Source organism: Limnohabitans sp. Rim47, from assembly GCF_001517545.1.
GTDB lineage: Bacteria > Pseudomonadota > Gammaproteobacteria > Burkholderiales > Burkholderiaceae_C > Limnohabitans_A.
The window spans coordinates 469,787-486,713 of sequence record NZ_FBYA01000001.1; the positions used below are offsets into that span (position 1 = coordinate 469,787).

Sequence of the window (16,927 nt, forward strand, 5' to 3'; positions counted from 1 at the left end):
TGCTCCGCTTGCTGAACTAAGGGTTTGATTTTCTGCACATGATTGCACCTTCTCAAGGTGTGGAGCCTTCTCAAAACCGGGGTGATCTGTTAACCAATCGCCCTTGGTGATGCAATGGGGGCCTCCACTGCGGAGGCCCCTGAGGCGTTTTACATCGTGTCGATGAAGCTGCGCAGTTTGTCGCTGCGGCTGGGGTGCTTGAGCTTGCGCAGCGCCTTGGCTTCGATCTGGCGGATGCGTTCGCGGGTCACGTCGAACTGCTTGCCCACTTCTTCCAGGGTGTGGTCGGTGGACATCTCGATGCCGAAACGCATGCGCAGCACTTTGGCTTCGCGCGGTGTCAGGCTGTCCAAAATGTCCTTGACCACGTCACGCAGACCGGCTTGCAAGGCCGCGTCAATCGGCGCCGTGTGGGTACTGTCTTCGATGAAGTCGCCCAGATGGCTGTCGTCGTCGTCACCGATCGGCGTTTCCATCGAGATCGGCTCTTTGGCGATCTTCATGATCTTGCGGATCTTGTCTTCCGGGATTTCCATCTTCTCGGCCAGGATCGAGGCATCAGGCTCGAAGCCGAACTCCTGCAAGTGCTGACGCGAGATGCGGTTCATCTTGTTGATGGTCTCGATCATGTGCACCGGGATGCGGATGGTGCGGGCCTGGTCGGCAATCGAGCGGGTGATGGCCTGACGGATCCACCAGGTGGCGTAGGTTGAGAACTTGTAGCCACGGCGGTATTCGAACTTGTCCACCGCCTTCATCAAGCCGATGTTGCCTTCCTGGATCAAGTCGAGGAACTGCAAACCGCGGTTGGTGTATTTCTTGGCGATGGAGATCACCAAGCGCAGGTTGGCTTCGATCATCTCTTTCTTGGCATCGCGTGAAGAGCGCTCACCGGCATTCATGCGTTTGTTGATGTCTTTCAATTCGTCGAGCGGCACGACCACCTGCGATTGCAGGTCCATCAGCTTTTGTTGCAAGTCTTGCACGGGCGGGATGTTGCGACCCATGACCGCAGACCAGCTCTTGCCTGAGGCGGCTTGTTTCTCGATCCACTTGAGGTTGAGCAGCTGAGATTCCACGCGTTTGCCGTTTTTGTCGCGACCGCTGAAATCGGCAATGAAGTTGTCTTGAGGGTAGCCGCATTTGTCCACAATGATGCGGCGCAGTTCACGTTCTTTCTTGCGCACATCGTCGACTTGGCTGCGCACCAGGTCGCACAATTTTTCGATGGTCTTGGCTGTGAAGCGGATCGTCATCAGTTCTTCGGACAATGCCGATTGCACTTTGACGTAAGCGGGCGTGCCCCAGCCTTCCTTGTCGTACACCTTGTGCACTTTTTCGAAATATTCTGTGATCCGGTCGAAGCGTTCGAGTGCTTGGTTTTTCAGCTCTTCGAGCTTCTTGGTCAGGGCCTTTGAGCCGCCTTTGCCGTCGTCGTCGTCTGTTTCATCGAACTCGTCGAAGTCTTCTTCGGCCACGTAGTCGTCGGCTTCGTTCAGGTTGGCAAAACCGTCCACCACGGTGGAGATGACGACCTTGCCTTCGCGGATTTCGTTGGCCATGCGCAAGATTTCGGCGATGGTGGCAGGTGATGCGCTGATCGCAGCCATCATGTCCATCAGCCCGCCTTCGATGCGCTTGGCGATTTCGATCTCGCCTTCCCGGGTCAGCAGTTCCACGGTGCCCATTTCACGCATGTACATGCGCACGGGGTCGGTGGTGCGACCGAATTCACTGTCCACGGTGGACAGCGCGGCTTCAGCGGCTTCTTCGGCTTCTTCCTCGGTCGAGCCCGTGGGCGCGTTGTCCGTGATGATCATGCTCTCGGCGTCGGGCGTTTGCTCGTACACCGCGACACCCAGGTCGTTCAAAGTGGCGATCACCACTTCCAGCGTTTCGGCATCGACCAACTTGTCGGGCAGGTGGTCGCTGATCTCGCCGTTGGTCAGGTAGCCGCGTGTCTTGCCCAGCTTGATCAGGGCTTTCAGACGGTCGCGGCGCTGCTTCATCTCTGCTTCGGTGAGGACGGTTTCGTCCAGACCGAATTCCTTCATCAAGGCGCGCTCTTTCGCCTTGCTGATCTTCATGCGCAGGGGCTTGACCTTTTCGGCGGTCTCGGAGCCCGCTTCAACGACGGGTTCTCCCTCGAGGTCGGCTTCGATGTCCAGATCATCGTCAAGGCTGGGCTCGGCGATGCTGCCTTTTTTCTTGGGGCCGCGCTTGGCACCGGTCACGGCTTTTTTGGCGGCGGGTTTTTTGTCTTCAGCAGGGGCCGCGGTTTTGGCCACTTTGGTGGTTTTTTTCACTTCCACTTCGGCAACTGCCTCTTTGGCTTTAGCCGTGGGTTTTTTAACGATCACTTCAGATTTCTTGGCGGGCACGGAGGCGGCTTTCTTCACAGGCTGGGCGGGAGTCGCCCGGGCTGCCGTTGTCTTGACCGCGCTGGGGACTGCTTTGACTGCTGGTTTTGCTGCCGGTTTGGCAGCGACTTTGGCAGGCACCTTGGCCTTGCTCACCACGGGGGCGGGCTTCTTGGCAGGTGCTTTTACAGACACTGGGCTGGTTGCTTTGGGCTTGGGCGCGGGGGCTTTTTTGGCAACGGCGGTTTTGGCAACGGTTTTGGATTGGGCAGGGGCCTGGGCAGGCTTCTTCGACTTTTGAGCAGGCATGAACACCTCAGAACATCAAAACAGACAAGGAAACGGACACAGTCAGCGCCAAATACATCCCGGCGCGGGCTTGTAGGACACAAATCAACACCCTATATGGGCGTTAAATCTGCAATGGCAAGATGGTGGGCGAACATTTGGAATGCAGTCCTTGCGGAACGGTGACCGGCCCACATGGGGGCGTCGCGCTGATGGCGTTGGTCTAGCCGGAGGTGCTGCTGTCGCTCTTGCCGAAAAAACGGATTATACCCAAAGACAGATATCAGACGCGTGCAGACTGCCATCAGCGCGCGTTGTCAGTCTGCTTCAGCGAGCAGGCCGTATCGCTGTTTTAGGACGGAAGGCTTTGCAGACTTCGTCGCGTGTTTCCATATAGGGGCCACCGATCAGATCGACGCAGTAGGGCACGGCCGCAAAAATGCCATGCACCACGGATTTGCCATCGGCGTCTTTCAGGCCTTCGAGGGTTTCAGAAATTGATTTGGGCTGACCAGGCAAGTTGATGATCAGGCTCTGGCCCCGAATGACAGCCACCTGACGCGACAAGATGGCGGTGGGTACGAATTTCAGGCTAATTTGGCGCATTTGTTCGCCAAAGCCAGGCATTTCCTTGTCGGCCACGGCCAGCGTGGCTTCGGGCGTTACATCGCGCAAGGCAGGGCCTGTGCCGCCCGTGGTCAGCACCAGGCTGCAACCCGCCTCGACCAGCTCGATTAGGGTGGCGCTGATGCGCGCTTTTTCGTCTGGGATCAGGCGTGGCTCAAAAGTGATGGGGTTGTGTAGCGCTTTGGACAACCAGTCTTGCAGCGCGGGCAGGCCTTTGTCTTCGTACACGCCGGTGCTGGCCCGGTCGCTGATGGACACGATGCCAATCTTGATCGGATCAAACAAAGTTTCACTCATCGTCGGTCTCGTCGGGTGTTTCGTCGCTTTGGCCGTCTGTGAGCACACTGCGCACCAGTTTGAACATTTCACGGTAAGCGCGGCTTTGGCGTGGGGCCAGGCCTTGCGACACATCGGCGTTGGTCACTGGCACCGCGTCCTTGCGGGCTTGGCGCACTAAGGCGCGCAATTGCTGGATGTCGGTTTGCGGGTAGTGCGCAATCCACTCACCCACGGCGGCATCGTCTGCGATCAGGCGGTCGCGCCAGGCTTCGGCCAAGTGCAGGGCTTGCGTGTCTTTGGCACTGCCCAGTCGCTGGATGTCCAGCGCTTCGCGCACGGACTGCAATGCTTCGGGGCTGAGCAGGCGCATTTGCTTGCCGATGAACTGCATCTGACGGCGTTTGCCTTCGAAGTTGGTGATGCGCTTGGCCTCGGCCAGGCCGTCGACCAGTTTGTCAGGCAGGCTCAAACCCTCCATCAGGTCTTTGCGCAGGGTCAGCAGGTCTGTGCCCAGATCTTGCAGTTCGGTGCTTTCGCGTTTGAGTTCGGTGCGGCTGGGGCCGTCGAGCCCACCTTTGAGCTCGCGTTTGTATTCCAGGTCGAGTTCGCTGCCTTCGGCAACAAATTGACCACGGACGAAATAGCCTTTTTTGGGTTTACGGGACATGACTGGGGGAACTCGTTCTCTGATGCAGCGCAAGGGCTGGGTGGCAAGTATCATAGCGGCCACTGCGAGCTGCGCGTTCGCCCTCTGCTGCGAGAACCATTCCGTGAAAAAAACCGCCTCTGACAAAGCCCCTTCCTCACAACCGCACGACGGCTTCAGCTATTCGCGTGACCATTTTGAGGACCTGGTCGACATCGCCTTGAAGCATGCCAAAAAGCTGGGCGCCACCAACGCAGGTGCCGAAGCCTCCGAGGGCTGTGGCCTGTCGGTCAGCGTGCGCAAGGGTGAGCTGGAAAACGTGGAACGTAACCGCGATAAATCATTGGGTGTGACGGTCTATGTGGACCACCGCCGGGGCAACGCCAGTACGTCCGATTTTTCCAAAGCGGCGATTGAGCGCACCGTGCAAGCTGCCTACGACATTGCCCGTTTCACGGCCGAAGACCCCACGGCGGGTTTGCCCGACGAGGCCGACATTGAAACCCACCACCGCGATCTGGACTTGTTCCATCCCTGGTCCATCAACAGCGAAGAGGCGGCCCGCTTGGCGCTGCAGTGCGAAGCTGCAGCCCTTAAAACCAGCCGACGCATCACCAACAGCGACGGCGCTGCTGTGTCGGCCCAGCAGAGCCACTTTTTCAGCGCCCACACCCATGGCTTTCGGGGTGGTTATGCCAGCTCGCGGCACAGTGTGTCGGTGGCCCCAATTGCGAAGCTGCCGGGCCGCAACGCCGAAATGCAGCGCGATGCTTGGTATACCTCCATGCGTTCGGCGGACGAATTGGCTTCGCCTGAAGCCGTCGGTCGCTACGCCGCAGAACGTGCCTTGTCGCGCCTGGGTGCCCGCAAGATCGCTACCACCGAATGCCCGGTGTTGTTCGAGTCACCTGTGGCTGCTGGCTTGTTGGGCGGTTTTGTGCAAGCCGTCAGCGGCGGAGCGCTTTATCGCAAGAGCAGTTTTCTGTTGGATTGCCTTGGAAAAAAGGTGTTTCCCAAGCACCTCGACATTGAAGAAGACCCCTTTCTTTTGCGCGGCAAAGGCAGCTCGCCGTTTGACGATGAAGGTGTCCGCTCAGTGCGCCGCAAAGTGGTCAAGGGTGGGTGTGTTGAGGGGTATTTTTTGAGCAGTTATTCAGCGCGCAAGCTGGGCATGAAGACCACGGGCAATGCCGGTGGTTCGCACAACCTCACACTCACCTCGCGCCTGACGCAGCCAGGCGATGATCTGGACGCGATGTTGAAAAAGTTGGGCACGGGCTTGTTTGTGATCGAGTTGATGGGGCAGGGCGTGAACTACGTCACAGGTGACTATTCGCGCGGGGCCAGTGGCTTTTGGGTCGAGAACGGCCAGATTGCTTACCCGGTACATGAAATCACCATTGCGGGCAACCTCAAGGACATGTTCATGGGCATCGAAGCGATTGGCTCGGATGCCTACAACATGGGGGCCAAAACCACCGGTTCCATCTTGGTCAACCGCATGAAGGTGGCGGGCAGCTGAGGCCTGCTGCGCTGTGCAGGCAGAACTCCTTGCGGCACTGGCCGCATTGTCGTGGGCGGTGGGCAGTCTGTTTTCTGCCGCCGCATCCAGCCGCATGGGGGCGTTTGCTTTTACCCGCTGGCGCCTTTTTTTTGCGCTGACACTGCTCTGGACGCTGGCGGTGTTCACCGGGCAATGGCGCACTCTGGATGGCTCGAACATCGCTTTGCTGGCGCTGTCTGGTCTGATCGGGATATTCATTGGCGACACGGCGTTGTTTGCCTGCATGAACCGGCTCGGACCACGTCGCAGTGGCGTGTTGTTTGCCACGCATGCCATTTTTTCCACTTTTCTGGCATGGCTGGTTTTGGGCGAAACACTCTGGGGCTGGACTTTGTTGGGCGGCGGTTTGCTGGTTTCGGGCGTCATGGTGGCCATCGTATGGGGACGTCGCGAGAGCGAAACCCATGCTTGGGAAAGCACGCGTGGTGCCTTGATGACCGGCGTGTTGTTGGGTCTGCTGGCCGCCGTGTGTCAGTCGGTTGCCACCTTGATGATCAAGCCCTTGATGACTTCGGGTGTGGATGCGGTGGCAGCATCTGCGGTGCGCACATCGGCGAGTTTTTTGGCGCATCTGGCGCTGTTGTGGACCGGGGCGCAGGTTGCACGTGTGCAAAACCCTCTGAACGTCAAAACCTTGTTCAACACGTGGGCCAGTGCGGCAGTGGCCATGGCGTTGGGCATGACCTTGATCTTGCAGGCCCTGCAAACCGGGCAGGCCAATTTGGTCGGCATTTTTTCGTCACTCACGCCCATTTTGCTGCTGCCGCTGCTGTGGGGCGTGTACCGCCGCCGCCCGGCTTGGGGGGCTTGGGGCGGGGCCGTTCTGGCTGTAGCCGGGGCGGCGCTCATCTTGCAGACCTGAGCCCAAGCGGAGTACAGGCGTGCAGGTCACGCCCTTTCAGGGCATCAGCCCGCCAAAGCAGCCTTCACCGCAGCGGACACTTGGCCCATGTCGGCTTTGCCGGCCAGTTGCGCTTTGACAGCACCCATGACCTTGCCCATGTCACCGGGGCCCACTTTTTTGCCCATTTCTTCGCCCAACGCGGTCACGATGGCCTGCACGGCCGCGGCCACTTCTTCGGCCGACATGCGAGCGGGTAAATAACCCACCAAAACCGCCATTTCGGCCTTTTCCTTGTCGGCCAAATCTTGGCGGGCAGCTTGTTCAAAGGCGGTAATCGAGTCTTTACGCTGCTTGATCAGCTTGTCCACGATGGCCACCACGGCCACATCGTCGAGTTCGATGCGCTCGTCGACTTCTTTTTGCTTCATGGCCGACAGCAGCAAGCGAATGGTGCCCAGACGTTCGGCATCTTTGGCCCGCATGGCGGTCTTCATGTCTTCGGTGATTTGTTCTTTCAGGCTCATGAGCGGCTCCTGGCGTGGTTGAAAGTGGGGAGGCATAAACGACAAAGCCCGCCTGAGCGTCCTCCAGCGGGCTTGTTTGTAGACCCTTGCGGGTCATACAAAAAGAAGATCAATACATCTTCTTGGGCAATTGCATGCTGCGAACGCGCTTGTAGTGACGCTTGACTGCAGCCGACTTCTTGCGCTTGCGCTCAGTGGTTGGCTTTTCGTAGAACTCGCGGGCACGCAGGTCTGTCAGCAGGCCGAGTTTTTCGATGGTGCGCTTGAAGCGACGCAGGGCAACGTCAAACGGCTCGTTTTCTTTCACGCGGATGGTGGTCATTGAATCAATTTTCCAAAAAATGTGCCGGCTGCAGTCAAAAGGGAGATCGGGCCCTTGAAACCCAGTTTCGGCGGTTCCCCGTCACGAACTAGTATTTGGCAGACGGGGGTTTGCCAGCAAAGCCTGCGATTATAACGCCAGAGAAACCGGTGCTGACAGACTTTGCGTGGTCCAAAGCACATCTTTGCGCAAAATTGAAACGGCCCGCATGACCGTGATGTTTGCTGTCAGCCGTTACAAGGGGTGAATCCCTAAAATGCCATACAAATGCATTCTTTAAAGCCCTCCCATCATGCCCATGCGTTCTGGATTCCTGCCATTTTGGTACTTGCATTGAGCTTGTGGGTCGGCGGGGTCTGGGCACAGGGGCCTGTCAACGCCAGGCCTGCAACGCCTTCGGTTGTGGTGGTTTTGGCGGGTGGCGGTGCCAAAGGCTTTGCGCATTTGGCGGTGTTGAGGCAGTTGGAGCAAGACCGCATTCCCATCGCCCGCATCGTGGGCACAAGCATGGGGGCCGTGATTGGGGGCTTGTATGCCAGTGGCATGTCCACCGACGACATTGAACGCGTGGTCGGTGGCTTGGACCCATCCAAGGTGGCGCTGGACCAGCTCAATCGCTTGGAACTACCGTCTCGTACCCGTGCTTACCAGCAAAAATACCCGGTTGAACTGGAGTTCGGCATCAAAAATGGCGGTGTGAGCTTTGCCCGTGGGGTGAGTGACGGGCAGAGGTTTTTGGCTTTGCTTCAGGCTTTGACGGTGCATGTGCCGCCAAATGTGGATTTCGATGACCTGAAAATCCCGTTTCGTGCTGTGGCCACCCGTTATCGGGATGGGGAAATAAAAGTCTTTGACCAAGGCGCTTTGCACTTGGCGATTCGGGCCAGCATGGCGGCACCTGCGGTTTTTGCGCCGGTTGAGGTTGATGGTGAGACCTATGTGGATGGCGGGCTTGTGGCCAATTTGCCTGTTGAGGTGGCGCTGCGAGAAGGTGCCGATGTGATCGTGGCCTCCTTTTTGGGCGGTGGGGTTGAAGAAGCGCAGACCGAACAAGCCAGCCATGCGCTGGTGGTGGCCAACCGCATGCTGGACATCCTGATTCGTCAAAACGAAAAACGCAATCTGGCCTTGTTGCGCCCCCAAGATGTGTTGGTGCAGCCGGCGTTGCAGGACATCGGCTTTGCCGACTTCAGCCGAGCCCCTGAAATTGTGGCGCGTGGCGAGCAGGCCCTGATCCCCGTGCAGGCCCAACTGTCTGCCTTGCGCACGGCTTTTGCAGCACTGCCCGCAGTGCAAACGGCCACGCGCCTGGCGTTTGACCAACGTGAAAAACGAATCGTGGCCATAGAGGCGCAAGGCCACAAGGACGTGTCGGAGCGTTACATACAGACCATGTTGTCGCCCATGTTGGGGCAAGAGTTTTCGCCTGTGCAGGCCGAACGTTACATGGATGAGCTCTACACCAGTGGCTACTTTGATCTGGTCAGTTACACCCTGGAGCAACAGCGGGGCGATCGGTACACACTGATCGTCAAGGTGCGTGAGAAGCCTTACAGCCCCCATTTCTTCAAGACCACCCTGGGCTTTTCTGCCGAGGTGGACGGTGTCACGCAATTCACAGCGGGCGTGGGCTACCGGCGGCCCTGGCTGACCCCTTCGGGTCTGGAGTTTTCGCTCGATGCCCGAATGGGTACGCAGTCTGAATTGGCCGCCCGTTTGTACCAGCCCTTGACGGGTGGCTGGAGCCTGGAAGCGGGTGCGTCATGGGACCGCAACTATTTGCCCTTGTACAGAACCGCGATTTTCCGAAACGAAGTGGGCAACGAGAAGCTGGCGTACTTCAATCAGACGGTTCAAAGTGTGGACGCGCAATGGGTCTATGACTTTGAGCGCAAGGCGAACATCAAGCTGGGCGTCACCTCCAGTGCGATACGCAGAACCTTTGACACGACGGTCGATTTGACGGAGGTATCGAACACCGAATTGGTCAAATACAAGGGCCTGAAGGCACAGTTGCAGATTGACCAACTCGATTCCTTGAGCTTCCCAACGCGAGGGTATTTTCTGGGCGCCAGCCTGGAGCGAGGGGTTTCGGGGGCCATTTACAGCGGAGGGCGCTTGTCCGCCAAATGGGCCCATTCGCAGGGGCCGCACATTGTCAATCTGGGCCTTAACTTGGCACAGGACCGCGTCACGCTCGATTGCGCCAACTGCCGCTCCCCCAGCCAGTTGATTCTGGGTGGTTTTCAGAACATGGGCGCGTACCGAATGGGCCAATTGGCCGGGGACCAGTTGGCGCACCTGCAGTCCACGTACATGTACCGCTTGACCCGTGGCGGTTTGTTCAACCAAAAAACCTATGTAGGTGCGGTGCTGGAAGCAGGCGACGCTTGGTACAAGGGCGAGGGCATACGCTGGCGCTACAGCGGCACGCTCTTTGTGGCGGTCGACAGCAAGATCGGTGACATTTATCTGGGGGCCTCCAGAGGCACTGGCGACTCTTACAACCTGTTTTTGCAGCTGGGCAGGCGCTTTAGCTTTTGACCGTCGCTGGCAAAGCCTGCGCGCAGGCGTGGGCGCTGGCCCAGGCCCATTGGAAGTTGTAGCCGCCCAGCCAACCGGTCACATCCACCACTTCTCCAATGAAATACAAGCCGGGCTGTTTGGACTCCAGGGTCTGCGAAGACAGATCGCGCGTGTCGATTCCGCCCAAAGTAACTTCGGCTTTTTTGTACCCTTCGCTGCCGGTGGGTGTGAGGCTCCAGCTGGACAAGGTTTGCGCCAATTGGCTCAGCGCTTTGTCGGGCACCTCTGCCGATGTGCGTTGCAAGGCAGGGTCTTGGCTGACCCATGCCTCGGCCAAGCGGTTGGGCACCAGCATGGCCAATTCGTTGCCCAACAGCTTTTTTGACCGCAACTTCGCTTCTTGCAGTCTTGCAGGCAAGTTGATTTCGGGGGCCAGGTTGAGCCGTATGGGGGTGCCTTCTTTCCAGTAGCTTGAAATCTGCAGCACGCCTGGGCCTGACAAACCCCGGTGCGTGAACAGCAAATCTTCGTCAAAGTGCGTGCGGTTTTTTTTCTCGCCCGTCTCGATGCCGACAGGCAGCGCAAGTCCCGCCAGTTGGGCATAAGGCGCCCAAGCGGTACCGTCAAAAGTCAATGGCACCAGGCCCGGCTGGCGTTCGACCAAGCGCAGACCAAACTGAGCCGCCACTTCATAGCCCCAGCCTGTAGCCCCTATTTTGGGGATGGACAGGCCGCCTGTGGCCACCACCAGCGAGGTGGTTTGCACAGGGCCTTTGTCGGTTTCTAAAACGTAGTGCGTGGCTTGCGCGTCTTGTTTCTGGTGACTGACAGACTTCACGCTGCAACCGGTGCGAATTTCTACACCTCCAGTCGCACATTCAGCCAGCAGCATCTGGATGATGTCTTCGGCCGAATGGTCACAAAACAACTGACCTTTGTGCTTTTCATGGAAAGCGATGCCGTGTTTTTGCACCAGATCAATGAAGTCTTGCGGTGTGTAGCGCGACAGGGCCGAGCGGCAAAAGTGCGGATTCTGGCTGATGAAGTGCTTTTGCGGGGCCGATGCATCGAGCAATCGGTTGGTGAAGTTGCAGCGCCCGCCGCCCGAGATGCGGATTTTTTCGGCGATCTTGTCGCTGTGATCAATCACCAGCACCTTCAGACCGCGCTGGCCCGCCTCACCAGCACAAAACAAACCGGCAGCCCCGGCACCCACGATCACGACATCCCATGTATTCATAGCCGGAAGTGTAGGTTAGGGACAGGCACAAAAAACGCCCCGAAGGGCGTTTTCATGACAGGGCACTGAGGCTCAGGACTTCATGAAGCCTTGCAGCAGGCCGAGGCCTTGCGACATCAGGTCGGCACTGGGCAGTTGGCCGTTTGGCGTCAGTTGGTCCACCAGACCTGGCAGATGCTCGGACAAGGTGCTGGCCACATCCGCGGTGGACAGGTCCATTTTGGTCGCCATATCTTGTAAAGGGCCTTGGCCGATCACAGTCTGAATCTGTTCAGCAGAAATCGGCAAATTGGCGTTGTTGGAAATCCAGGACGCCACGGTATCGCCTAGGCCGTTTTTCTGAAAGGCGGTGACCAAACCGCTGATGCCGCCGAGCTCAGGGTTGTTCAGCAAGCCCGTCAACATCTTCGTCAAGCTGCCCCCATCTGTACCACCTTGGCCCGACAGTGCAGACGTGGCTTGTTGAACGACTTGGCCTGCGATTGAATCAAAAAGTCCCATGAATTCCTCCCTTGGTTGCGGCGGAAAGTCGCCGCAAATCAAGTCTAGTGTGCAGATTCGGCCATGCCGATCGCGCCAAGAAGGAACTTGTTCGAATTTGTAATCGCGTTTCAGGCCTGCAGAGACCTGGGCTCTGGCCTGGACAGGTGTGTGTTCCATGCCCGTGCGCCTTGCACCACATCACCCACCACGATGATGCTGGGGCTTTGCAACTGGTCGCGCTGCACGGTGTTCACCAGCTCGCCCAGCGTGGTCAAGGCTTCGCGCTGCTTTGGCAAACTGGCGTGCTGAACCACGGCCACGGGGGTGTGAGCAGGCAGGCCTTGCAGCAAACCTTGGCTGATGTGGTCTAGGCTGCTCACGCCCATGTAAATCACCAAGGTCAATTTGGCTTGGCGCGCTGTGGTGGCCAGTTGCGCCCAGTCGGTGCCGCTGTCGCCGGGTTTGGCGTGGCCGGTGACGAAGACCACGCCATGCGCGTGTTCGCGGTGCGTCAGCGGTGCGCCCAAGCTGCTCATGCCGGCCAGGCCCGAGGTGATGCCGTTGACCACCTCAACGTCAACACCGGCTTGGCGCAGGTGTTCGACTTCTTCTCCGCCCCGGCCAAAAATGAACGGGTCGCCGCCCTTGAGGCGCACCACCTGCTCGCCGTCTTGCACGGCCTGAATCATCATCTTGTCGATGAAGGCCTGTGGCGTACTTTTGCAGCCGCCGCGCTTGCCCACATGCACGATGCGCGCGGCAGGCGAGGCATGGGCCAGCACAGCCTCATTGACCAGGTCATCGACCAGCAGCAGGGTGGCGCTGGCAATGGCGCGCACGGCTTTGAGCGTGAGCAGTTCCGGGTCGCCGGGGCCTGCGCCGACCAGGGTGCAACGGCCTTGCTTGTGTGTGTTCATGGCTTCACCTCGTTCAGGATGTGTTGCACTTGCAGTGCGATGGCTTGCGGGACGGGCAGCAGGCCTTGCAAGACATGTTCGATGTACACAGCGGTGGTGGCTGCGTCTGTGGCGGGCAGTTCGGGCACTTGCACCAAAGAGCCCTCTTGTGGGGCCTGTACGCGCAGGGTTTGACCGTCTTTGAACACGTCCATCGCGGGGGTGCGCCTGGCATCGGCCACGGCCTCGCCTTCGGTGCCGCGCAGCAGCAGGGCGTGTTGGCCGATCAGGGCAAAAGTGGCCGACATGGACAACAAATATTCTGGGTGCGTGTAGCTGCTCACCACCAAAGCCGCGCCGTCGCACGGGTTCATCAGTTTGACCATGCTGTGGCCCGGGTTGCGCAGGCCCACCACGCGGCGCACGGCCAGCAAGCGATCCAGCCCGGCGTTCAGCACGCCCGTGGCAATAAATTGCACTTGCCCGGCCGCCGCCGGACCCATGTGTTCGGTTGCGTTCACGCCCAGGTGTGCAAAAACCGACTGGCTGCTGACGCGCTTGTCTTCGGTGGCTGCGCCGTGCACCACCACCGCCACACCTTCGCGGGCCAGCAACAAAGCCAGCAGCGGTGTGAGCACCGGCAGCTTGCGGGCGCCGTTGTAGCTGGGCAGCACCACAGTGGGCACTTGGCCAGTGTGGACCTTGTTCAGCCTAGCGTGTGTGGCGTCCAGAAAACCGGCCATCTCTTCGGGCGTCTCACCCTTGATGCGCATGGCGATGCAAAAAGCACCCAATTCGAGGTCGCTGATTTGCTGGTCGAGCACTTGGCCCATCAGGTCAGCCGCTTGCGCTCGGCTGAGCGCACGCGCGCCGTCTTTACCGCGTCCGATGTCCTTGATGTAGTGACTGATGGCCATGTATTTGATTGTGAAGGAAGTCAGATAACTGTTCGTTATATGGGTATGCGCATTCAGGCTTCAGGCGTTTTGGGGTACGAGCCGGATGATTTTGCGCAATTCGGGCACACAAGAGCCGCACTGTGTGCCACAGCGCAACTGACTTTGTAGCCCGGCCAAGCGCTGGTCTTCGCTGCCGGTTTGGCTTTGCAGGCAGGCAGCAATGGCGTCTTCGCGCACGTTCAGGCAGCTGCATACTTGCCGGCTGACGGGGGCCGCGCCTTCGGGCGGTGCGTCAGACGCCATCAGCCATTGGCGGGCGGGCCAGTTGAGCCGAGTGCCTTCTTGCAGCAAGGTTTTGAGCCAGCGGGCGGAGCGGCTGTCGCCTGCCGTCAAAAACCCTTGCAGTTGGCGCAGGCTTGGGCTGGTCGAGGCGTTTTCGTCAGGGGCGCTCAGTTGCACCGATCGGCGTTGCACACGCACCGCATCTTGGTAATGCAGGGTGTCTGCGCGGTTCAGCCCCAGGGCCTCGGCTACGCTGTTCAGCAAGCCCGCATCAGCGGCTTGGGTGCAGGCCGCACGCAGGAGCAAGCCGGTGCGTGGGTTGGGATCGGTCAGGGCGGCGCTCGGGTCGGTGAAAGGAACGAGGTAGGCAAAGTCGAATTGCGGCAGCAGTTTTTGCAATGTCTGGCGCACGGTCCAGACCGTGTCGCTGGGCAACCAGGCCATGGCCGACAGATGCCAAGCGCTAGGGGTTGACAGCGCGGCGCGTGTGATCTGCACGGCAGCGTGTTTGAGCTCGGGCTGCTTGGAGCTGGGGCAATAGCTGGACGTGGTGAGCCCGTTCACACCCAGACCGGCTTGGCCTTGCTGACCCTCCTGACCCACTTGACCCCGCCCGCCCAGCACCTCGGGGCCCCAGTGCATGGCGATGAAAGCTTGCGAGGCGGCGACTTGCGCGCTGGCCTGCACGGGCAGCACCAAACTGCCGCGCTTGCTGCGCACTTGCACCAGTTCGCCATCTTGGAGGCCCAGGCGCAGCGCGTCTTGGGGGTTGATTTGCACGCAAGGCTCGGGGCTGTGGGCAAACAGCCGGCCTGCGGTGCCGGTGCGCGTCATGCCGTGCCATTGGTCACGCAGGCGGCCTGTGGTCAGCGAAAACGGAAATTGCGACACGCGCTCTTCGGACACCGGTTGCCAGCTCACAGCGGCAAACCGGGCACGGCCATCGGCGGTGGCAAATTGCCCGTCGGTATACAAGCGATGCTGGCCGGTGCTGGCCCCTTCGGGCAGCGGCCATTGGGCAGGGCCAGCGGTCTCCAGCAGGTCGTAGCTCAGGCCGGTGATGTCCAGGTCGCGGCCCTTTGTGCTGGCGCGGTGTTCGTTCCAGATCGCTTCGGGTGTGGCGTAGTTCAGCAGGCGGGCGTCTTGCGGGCGTCCCAACGCCACAGCCATGCGCTGGCCCAGATCGGCGGCAATTGCCCAGTCGGCACGGGCCAGGCCAGGGGCTGCCACGGCGGCGCGCACTCGGCTGATGCGGCGCTCGCTGTTGGTGACCGTGCCTTCTTTTTCGCCCCAGGTGGTGGCGGGCAAAAGCAGGTCGGCCCAGTCGCAGGTCGCGGCCGTGGCAAAAGCCTCTTGCACCACCACGAACTCAGCGCGTTGCAGGGCGCGGCGCACGGTGGTTTGGTCGGGCATGGACTGCGCCGGGTTGGTGCAGGCGATCCACAGGGCTTTGATTTGCCCGTCGGCGGCGGCTTCGAACATTTCCACGGCGGTCAGGCCTGGCTTGGCAGGCACATCGGCCACACCCCACAGCGCGGCCACTTCAGCGCGGTGCTGTGGATTGGCCAGATCGCGGTGCGCCGACATCAGGTTGGCCATGCCGCCGACTTCGCGCCCGCCCATAGCGTTGGGCTGACCCGTCAGAGACAGCGGGCCCGCGCCGGGGCGGCCAATTTGATGGGTGGCCAGGTGCAGGTTGATCAGGGCTGCGTTTTTGGCCGTGCCACTGCTGGACTGGTTCAGGCCTTGGCAATACAAACTGAGGGTGGGCGCACGCTTAGAGCCGATCCTGTGGCTGACCTCGTGGCTGTCTTCTTGCACGCCCGCAAACCAGCGTGCTGCGGTGTAAAGGTCTGCCTCGGGCACGCCACAAATCTGCGCCACATGTTGTGGTGTGTACTCGGCCACCCGTGCTTGCAGGGCTTCAAAGCCCGAGGTGTGGGCGGCGATGTAGTCGGGCGCAGTCCAAGATTGGGCCAGCATGATGTGCAGCAAGCCATGGAACAGCATCACATCGGTGCCGGGCTGGATGGACAAGTGCAGGTCCGCCATGTCGGCGGTGTCGGTGCGGCGAGGATCAACGACCACCATTTTGAGCGTCGGGTTGGCACGCTTGGCGTCTTCGATGCGGCGAAACAAAATGGGGTGTGCCCAGGCTGCATTGCTGCCCGCGATGAACAGGCATTGCGCTTGCGCGATGTCGTCGTAGCAAGCGGGCGGCGCATCGGCACCCAGCGTCATCTTGTAGCCCGCTACCGCGCTGCTCATGCACAGGCGCGAGTTGCTGTCGATGTTGTTGGTGCCCAGCAGACCCTTGGCCAGTTTGTTAAAGGCGTAATAGTCTTCTGTGAGCAGCTGGCCCGAGATGTAAAACCCCAGAGCGTCGGGGCCGTGGTTTTGCACGATGGCGGCCAGGCGTTGGCTGGCCATGTCCATGGCCGCGTTCCAGTCCAAGGCCTGAGGGGGTTGGCCGCGCACGGGCCGCCACTGGGGCGTGAGCAAACGGGTTTGCTGGTTGACCTGTGGCGCGGCGGTCAGGTGCAGCGACTGGCCCTTGGTGCACAAGCGTCCGAAGTTGGCCGGGTGATCCGGGTCGCCGCGCACGCCTGTGATCTGGGTGCCACGAGACTCAATGACCACACCGCAGCCCACCCCGCAATAGGGGCAGGTGGATTTGGTTTCGTTGGTGACCGGAATCATGGCGTTCGGGCGTTGGGGTTGGGGTGTTTTGCAGGTCGCACCTTCAGGTCCGACCTACGGGTTTGTTGTCGTTTTGCGCGAAACGGGTCCGGCGATCGGCCGCGTCAACTCGGTGGCGTGTCCCACCAATTCGTCGGCGTTCAGGAACACCACACCGTGTTCGACTTTGACTTCAAAGTGTGGTGTGCAGCCCTCGTCGGGCGCTTGCGCCTGGCCATCGCACAGGCCAATCGTCCAGTTGTGCATGGGGCAGGCCACGCTGGTGCCAAACACGATGCCTTGCGACAACGGCCCGCCTTTGTGTGGGCAGCGGTCGAGCAAGGCGAACACCTCGTCAGCATCGTTGCGGAACACGGCGACATCGAGGCCTTGGTCCCGCGCGATGCGGCGCGAGCCCAACACCGGGATATCTTCGACCCGGCAGATTTCTTTCCATGCAGTCATCTT

Annotated in this window: 14 protein-coding genes; 3 read left to right on the forward strand and 11 right to left on the reverse strand. The window is 60.0% G+C overall.

The window, feature by feature from the left end:
- Positions 1-149 precede the first annotated feature (149 nt).
- The 3 genes from rpoD to yjgA all read right to left on the reverse strand — a co-directional run bounded on the left by rpoD (position 150) and on the right by yjgA (position 4,221).
- Positions 150-2,669 (reverse strand): RNA polymerase sigma factor RpoD, encoded by a 2,520-nt coding sequence (rpoD, locus tag BN3544_RS02105; RefSeq protein ID WP_019428514.1) that lies wholly within the window; start codon positions 2,667-2,669, stop codon positions 150-152.
- A gap of 306 nt (positions 2,670-2,975) precedes the next feature.
- The gene (gene mog / locus BN3544_RS02110) at positions 2,976-3,572 is read right to left on the reverse strand and encodes a molybdopterin adenylyltransferase (RefSeq protein WP_026036394.1); all 597 of its coding nucleotides are present in this window, start codon (positions 3,570-3,572) and stop codon (positions 2,976-2,978) included.
- Complete coding sequence (yjgA, locus tag BN3544_RS02115) at positions 3,565-4,221, reverse strand: ribosome biogenesis factor YjgA (RefSeq protein ID WP_019428516.1); 657 nt, start codon at positions 4,219-4,221, stop codon at positions 3,565-3,567. Before yjgA ends, mog begins: the two co-directional genes overlap by 8 nt.
- Positions 4,222-4,243: 22 nt before the next feature.
- On the opposite strand from yjgA, the gene pmbA reads away from it, so the two are divergent.
- Positions 4,244-5,722, forward strand: a complete 1,479-nt coding sequence (gene pmbA, locus BN3544_RS02120; RefSeq protein WP_019428517.1) for a metalloprotease PmbA — start codon at positions 4,244-4,246, stop codon at positions 5,720-5,722.
- Positions 5,723-5,735: 13 nt separating this feature from the next.
- Positions 5,736-6,626 carry a DMT family transporter gene (locus tag BN3544_RS02125; RefSeq protein ID WP_019428518.1) on the forward strand — a complete coding sequence of 297 codons (891 nt, stop codon included), beginning with the start codon at positions 5,736-5,738 and terminating at the stop codon, positions 6,624-6,626.
- A 44-nt stretch (positions 6,627-6,670) separates the two neighbouring features.
- Here the strand turns inward: BN3544_RS02125 and BN3544_RS02130 are convergent, their stop codons facing one another.
- Both BN3544_RS02130 and rpsU read right to left on the reverse strand, forming a co-directional pair.
- Entirely contained in the window at positions 6,671-7,132 is a 462-nt protein-coding gene (locus BN3544_RS02130) for a GatB/YqeY domain-containing protein (RefSeq protein WP_019428519.1), read from the reverse strand.
- Positions 7,133-7,241: 109 nt separating this feature from the next.
- Positions 7,242-7,454: a 30S ribosomal protein S21 gene (rpsU, locus tag BN3544_RS02135; RefSeq protein WP_019428257.1), complete on the reverse strand. Its 213-nt coding sequence runs from the start codon at positions 7,452-7,454 to the stop codon at positions 7,242-7,244.
- A gap of 333 nt (positions 7,455-7,787) precedes the next feature.
- Between rpsU and BN3544_RS02140 the strand changes: the two genes are divergently transcribed.
- Positions 7,788-9,998 (forward strand): patatin-like phospholipase family protein, encoded by a 2,211-nt coding sequence (locus BN3544_RS02140; protein ID WP_019428520.1) that lies wholly within the window; start codon positions 7,788-7,790, stop codon positions 9,996-9,998.
- Here the strand turns inward: BN3544_RS02140 and BN3544_RS02145 are convergent.
- From BN3544_RS02145 to nirD, 6 genes are all read right to left on the reverse strand, one after another.
- Positions 9,988-11,220, reverse strand: a complete 1,233-nt coding sequence (locus tag BN3544_RS02145; protein ID WP_019428521.1) for a BaiN/RdsA family NAD(P)/FAD-dependent oxidoreductase — start codon at positions 11,218-11,220, stop codon at positions 9,988-9,990. The genes BN3544_RS02140 and BN3544_RS02145 overlap by 11 nt on opposite strands.
- Positions 11,221-11,292: 72 nt before the next feature.
- A complete protein-coding gene (locus BN3544_RS02150) occupies positions 11,293-11,721 on the reverse strand; it encodes a YidB family protein (RefSeq protein WP_019428522.1) in 429 nt (142 codons plus the stop codon).
- Between the two features lie 110 nt (positions 11,722-11,831).
- Positions 11,832-12,620: a uroporphyrinogen-III C-methyltransferase gene (gene cobA / locus BN3544_RS02155; protein ID WP_019428523.1), complete on the reverse strand. Its 789-nt coding sequence runs from the start codon at positions 12,618-12,620 to the stop codon at positions 11,832-11,834.
- A complete protein-coding gene (gene ybiB, locus BN3544_RS02160) occupies positions 12,617-13,516 on the reverse strand; it encodes a DNA-binding protein YbiB (protein ID WP_019428524.1) in 900 nt (299 codons plus the stop codon). The genes cobA and ybiB overlap by 4 nt, the downstream gene beginning before the upstream one ends.
- Before the next feature lie 60 nt (positions 13,517-13,576).
- Complete coding sequence (locus BN3544_RS02165) at positions 13,577-16,480, reverse strand: nitrate reductase (RefSeq protein ID WP_019428525.1); 2,904 nt, start codon at positions 16,478-16,480, stop codon at positions 13,577-13,579.
- 54 nt (positions 16,481-16,534) lie between these two features.
- A complete protein-coding gene (gene nirD, locus BN3544_RS02170) occupies positions 16,535-16,924 on the reverse strand; it encodes a nitrite reductase small subunit NirD (protein ID WP_026036395.1) in 390 nt (129 codons plus the stop codon).
- Positions 16,925-16,927: the final 3 nt, after the last annotated feature.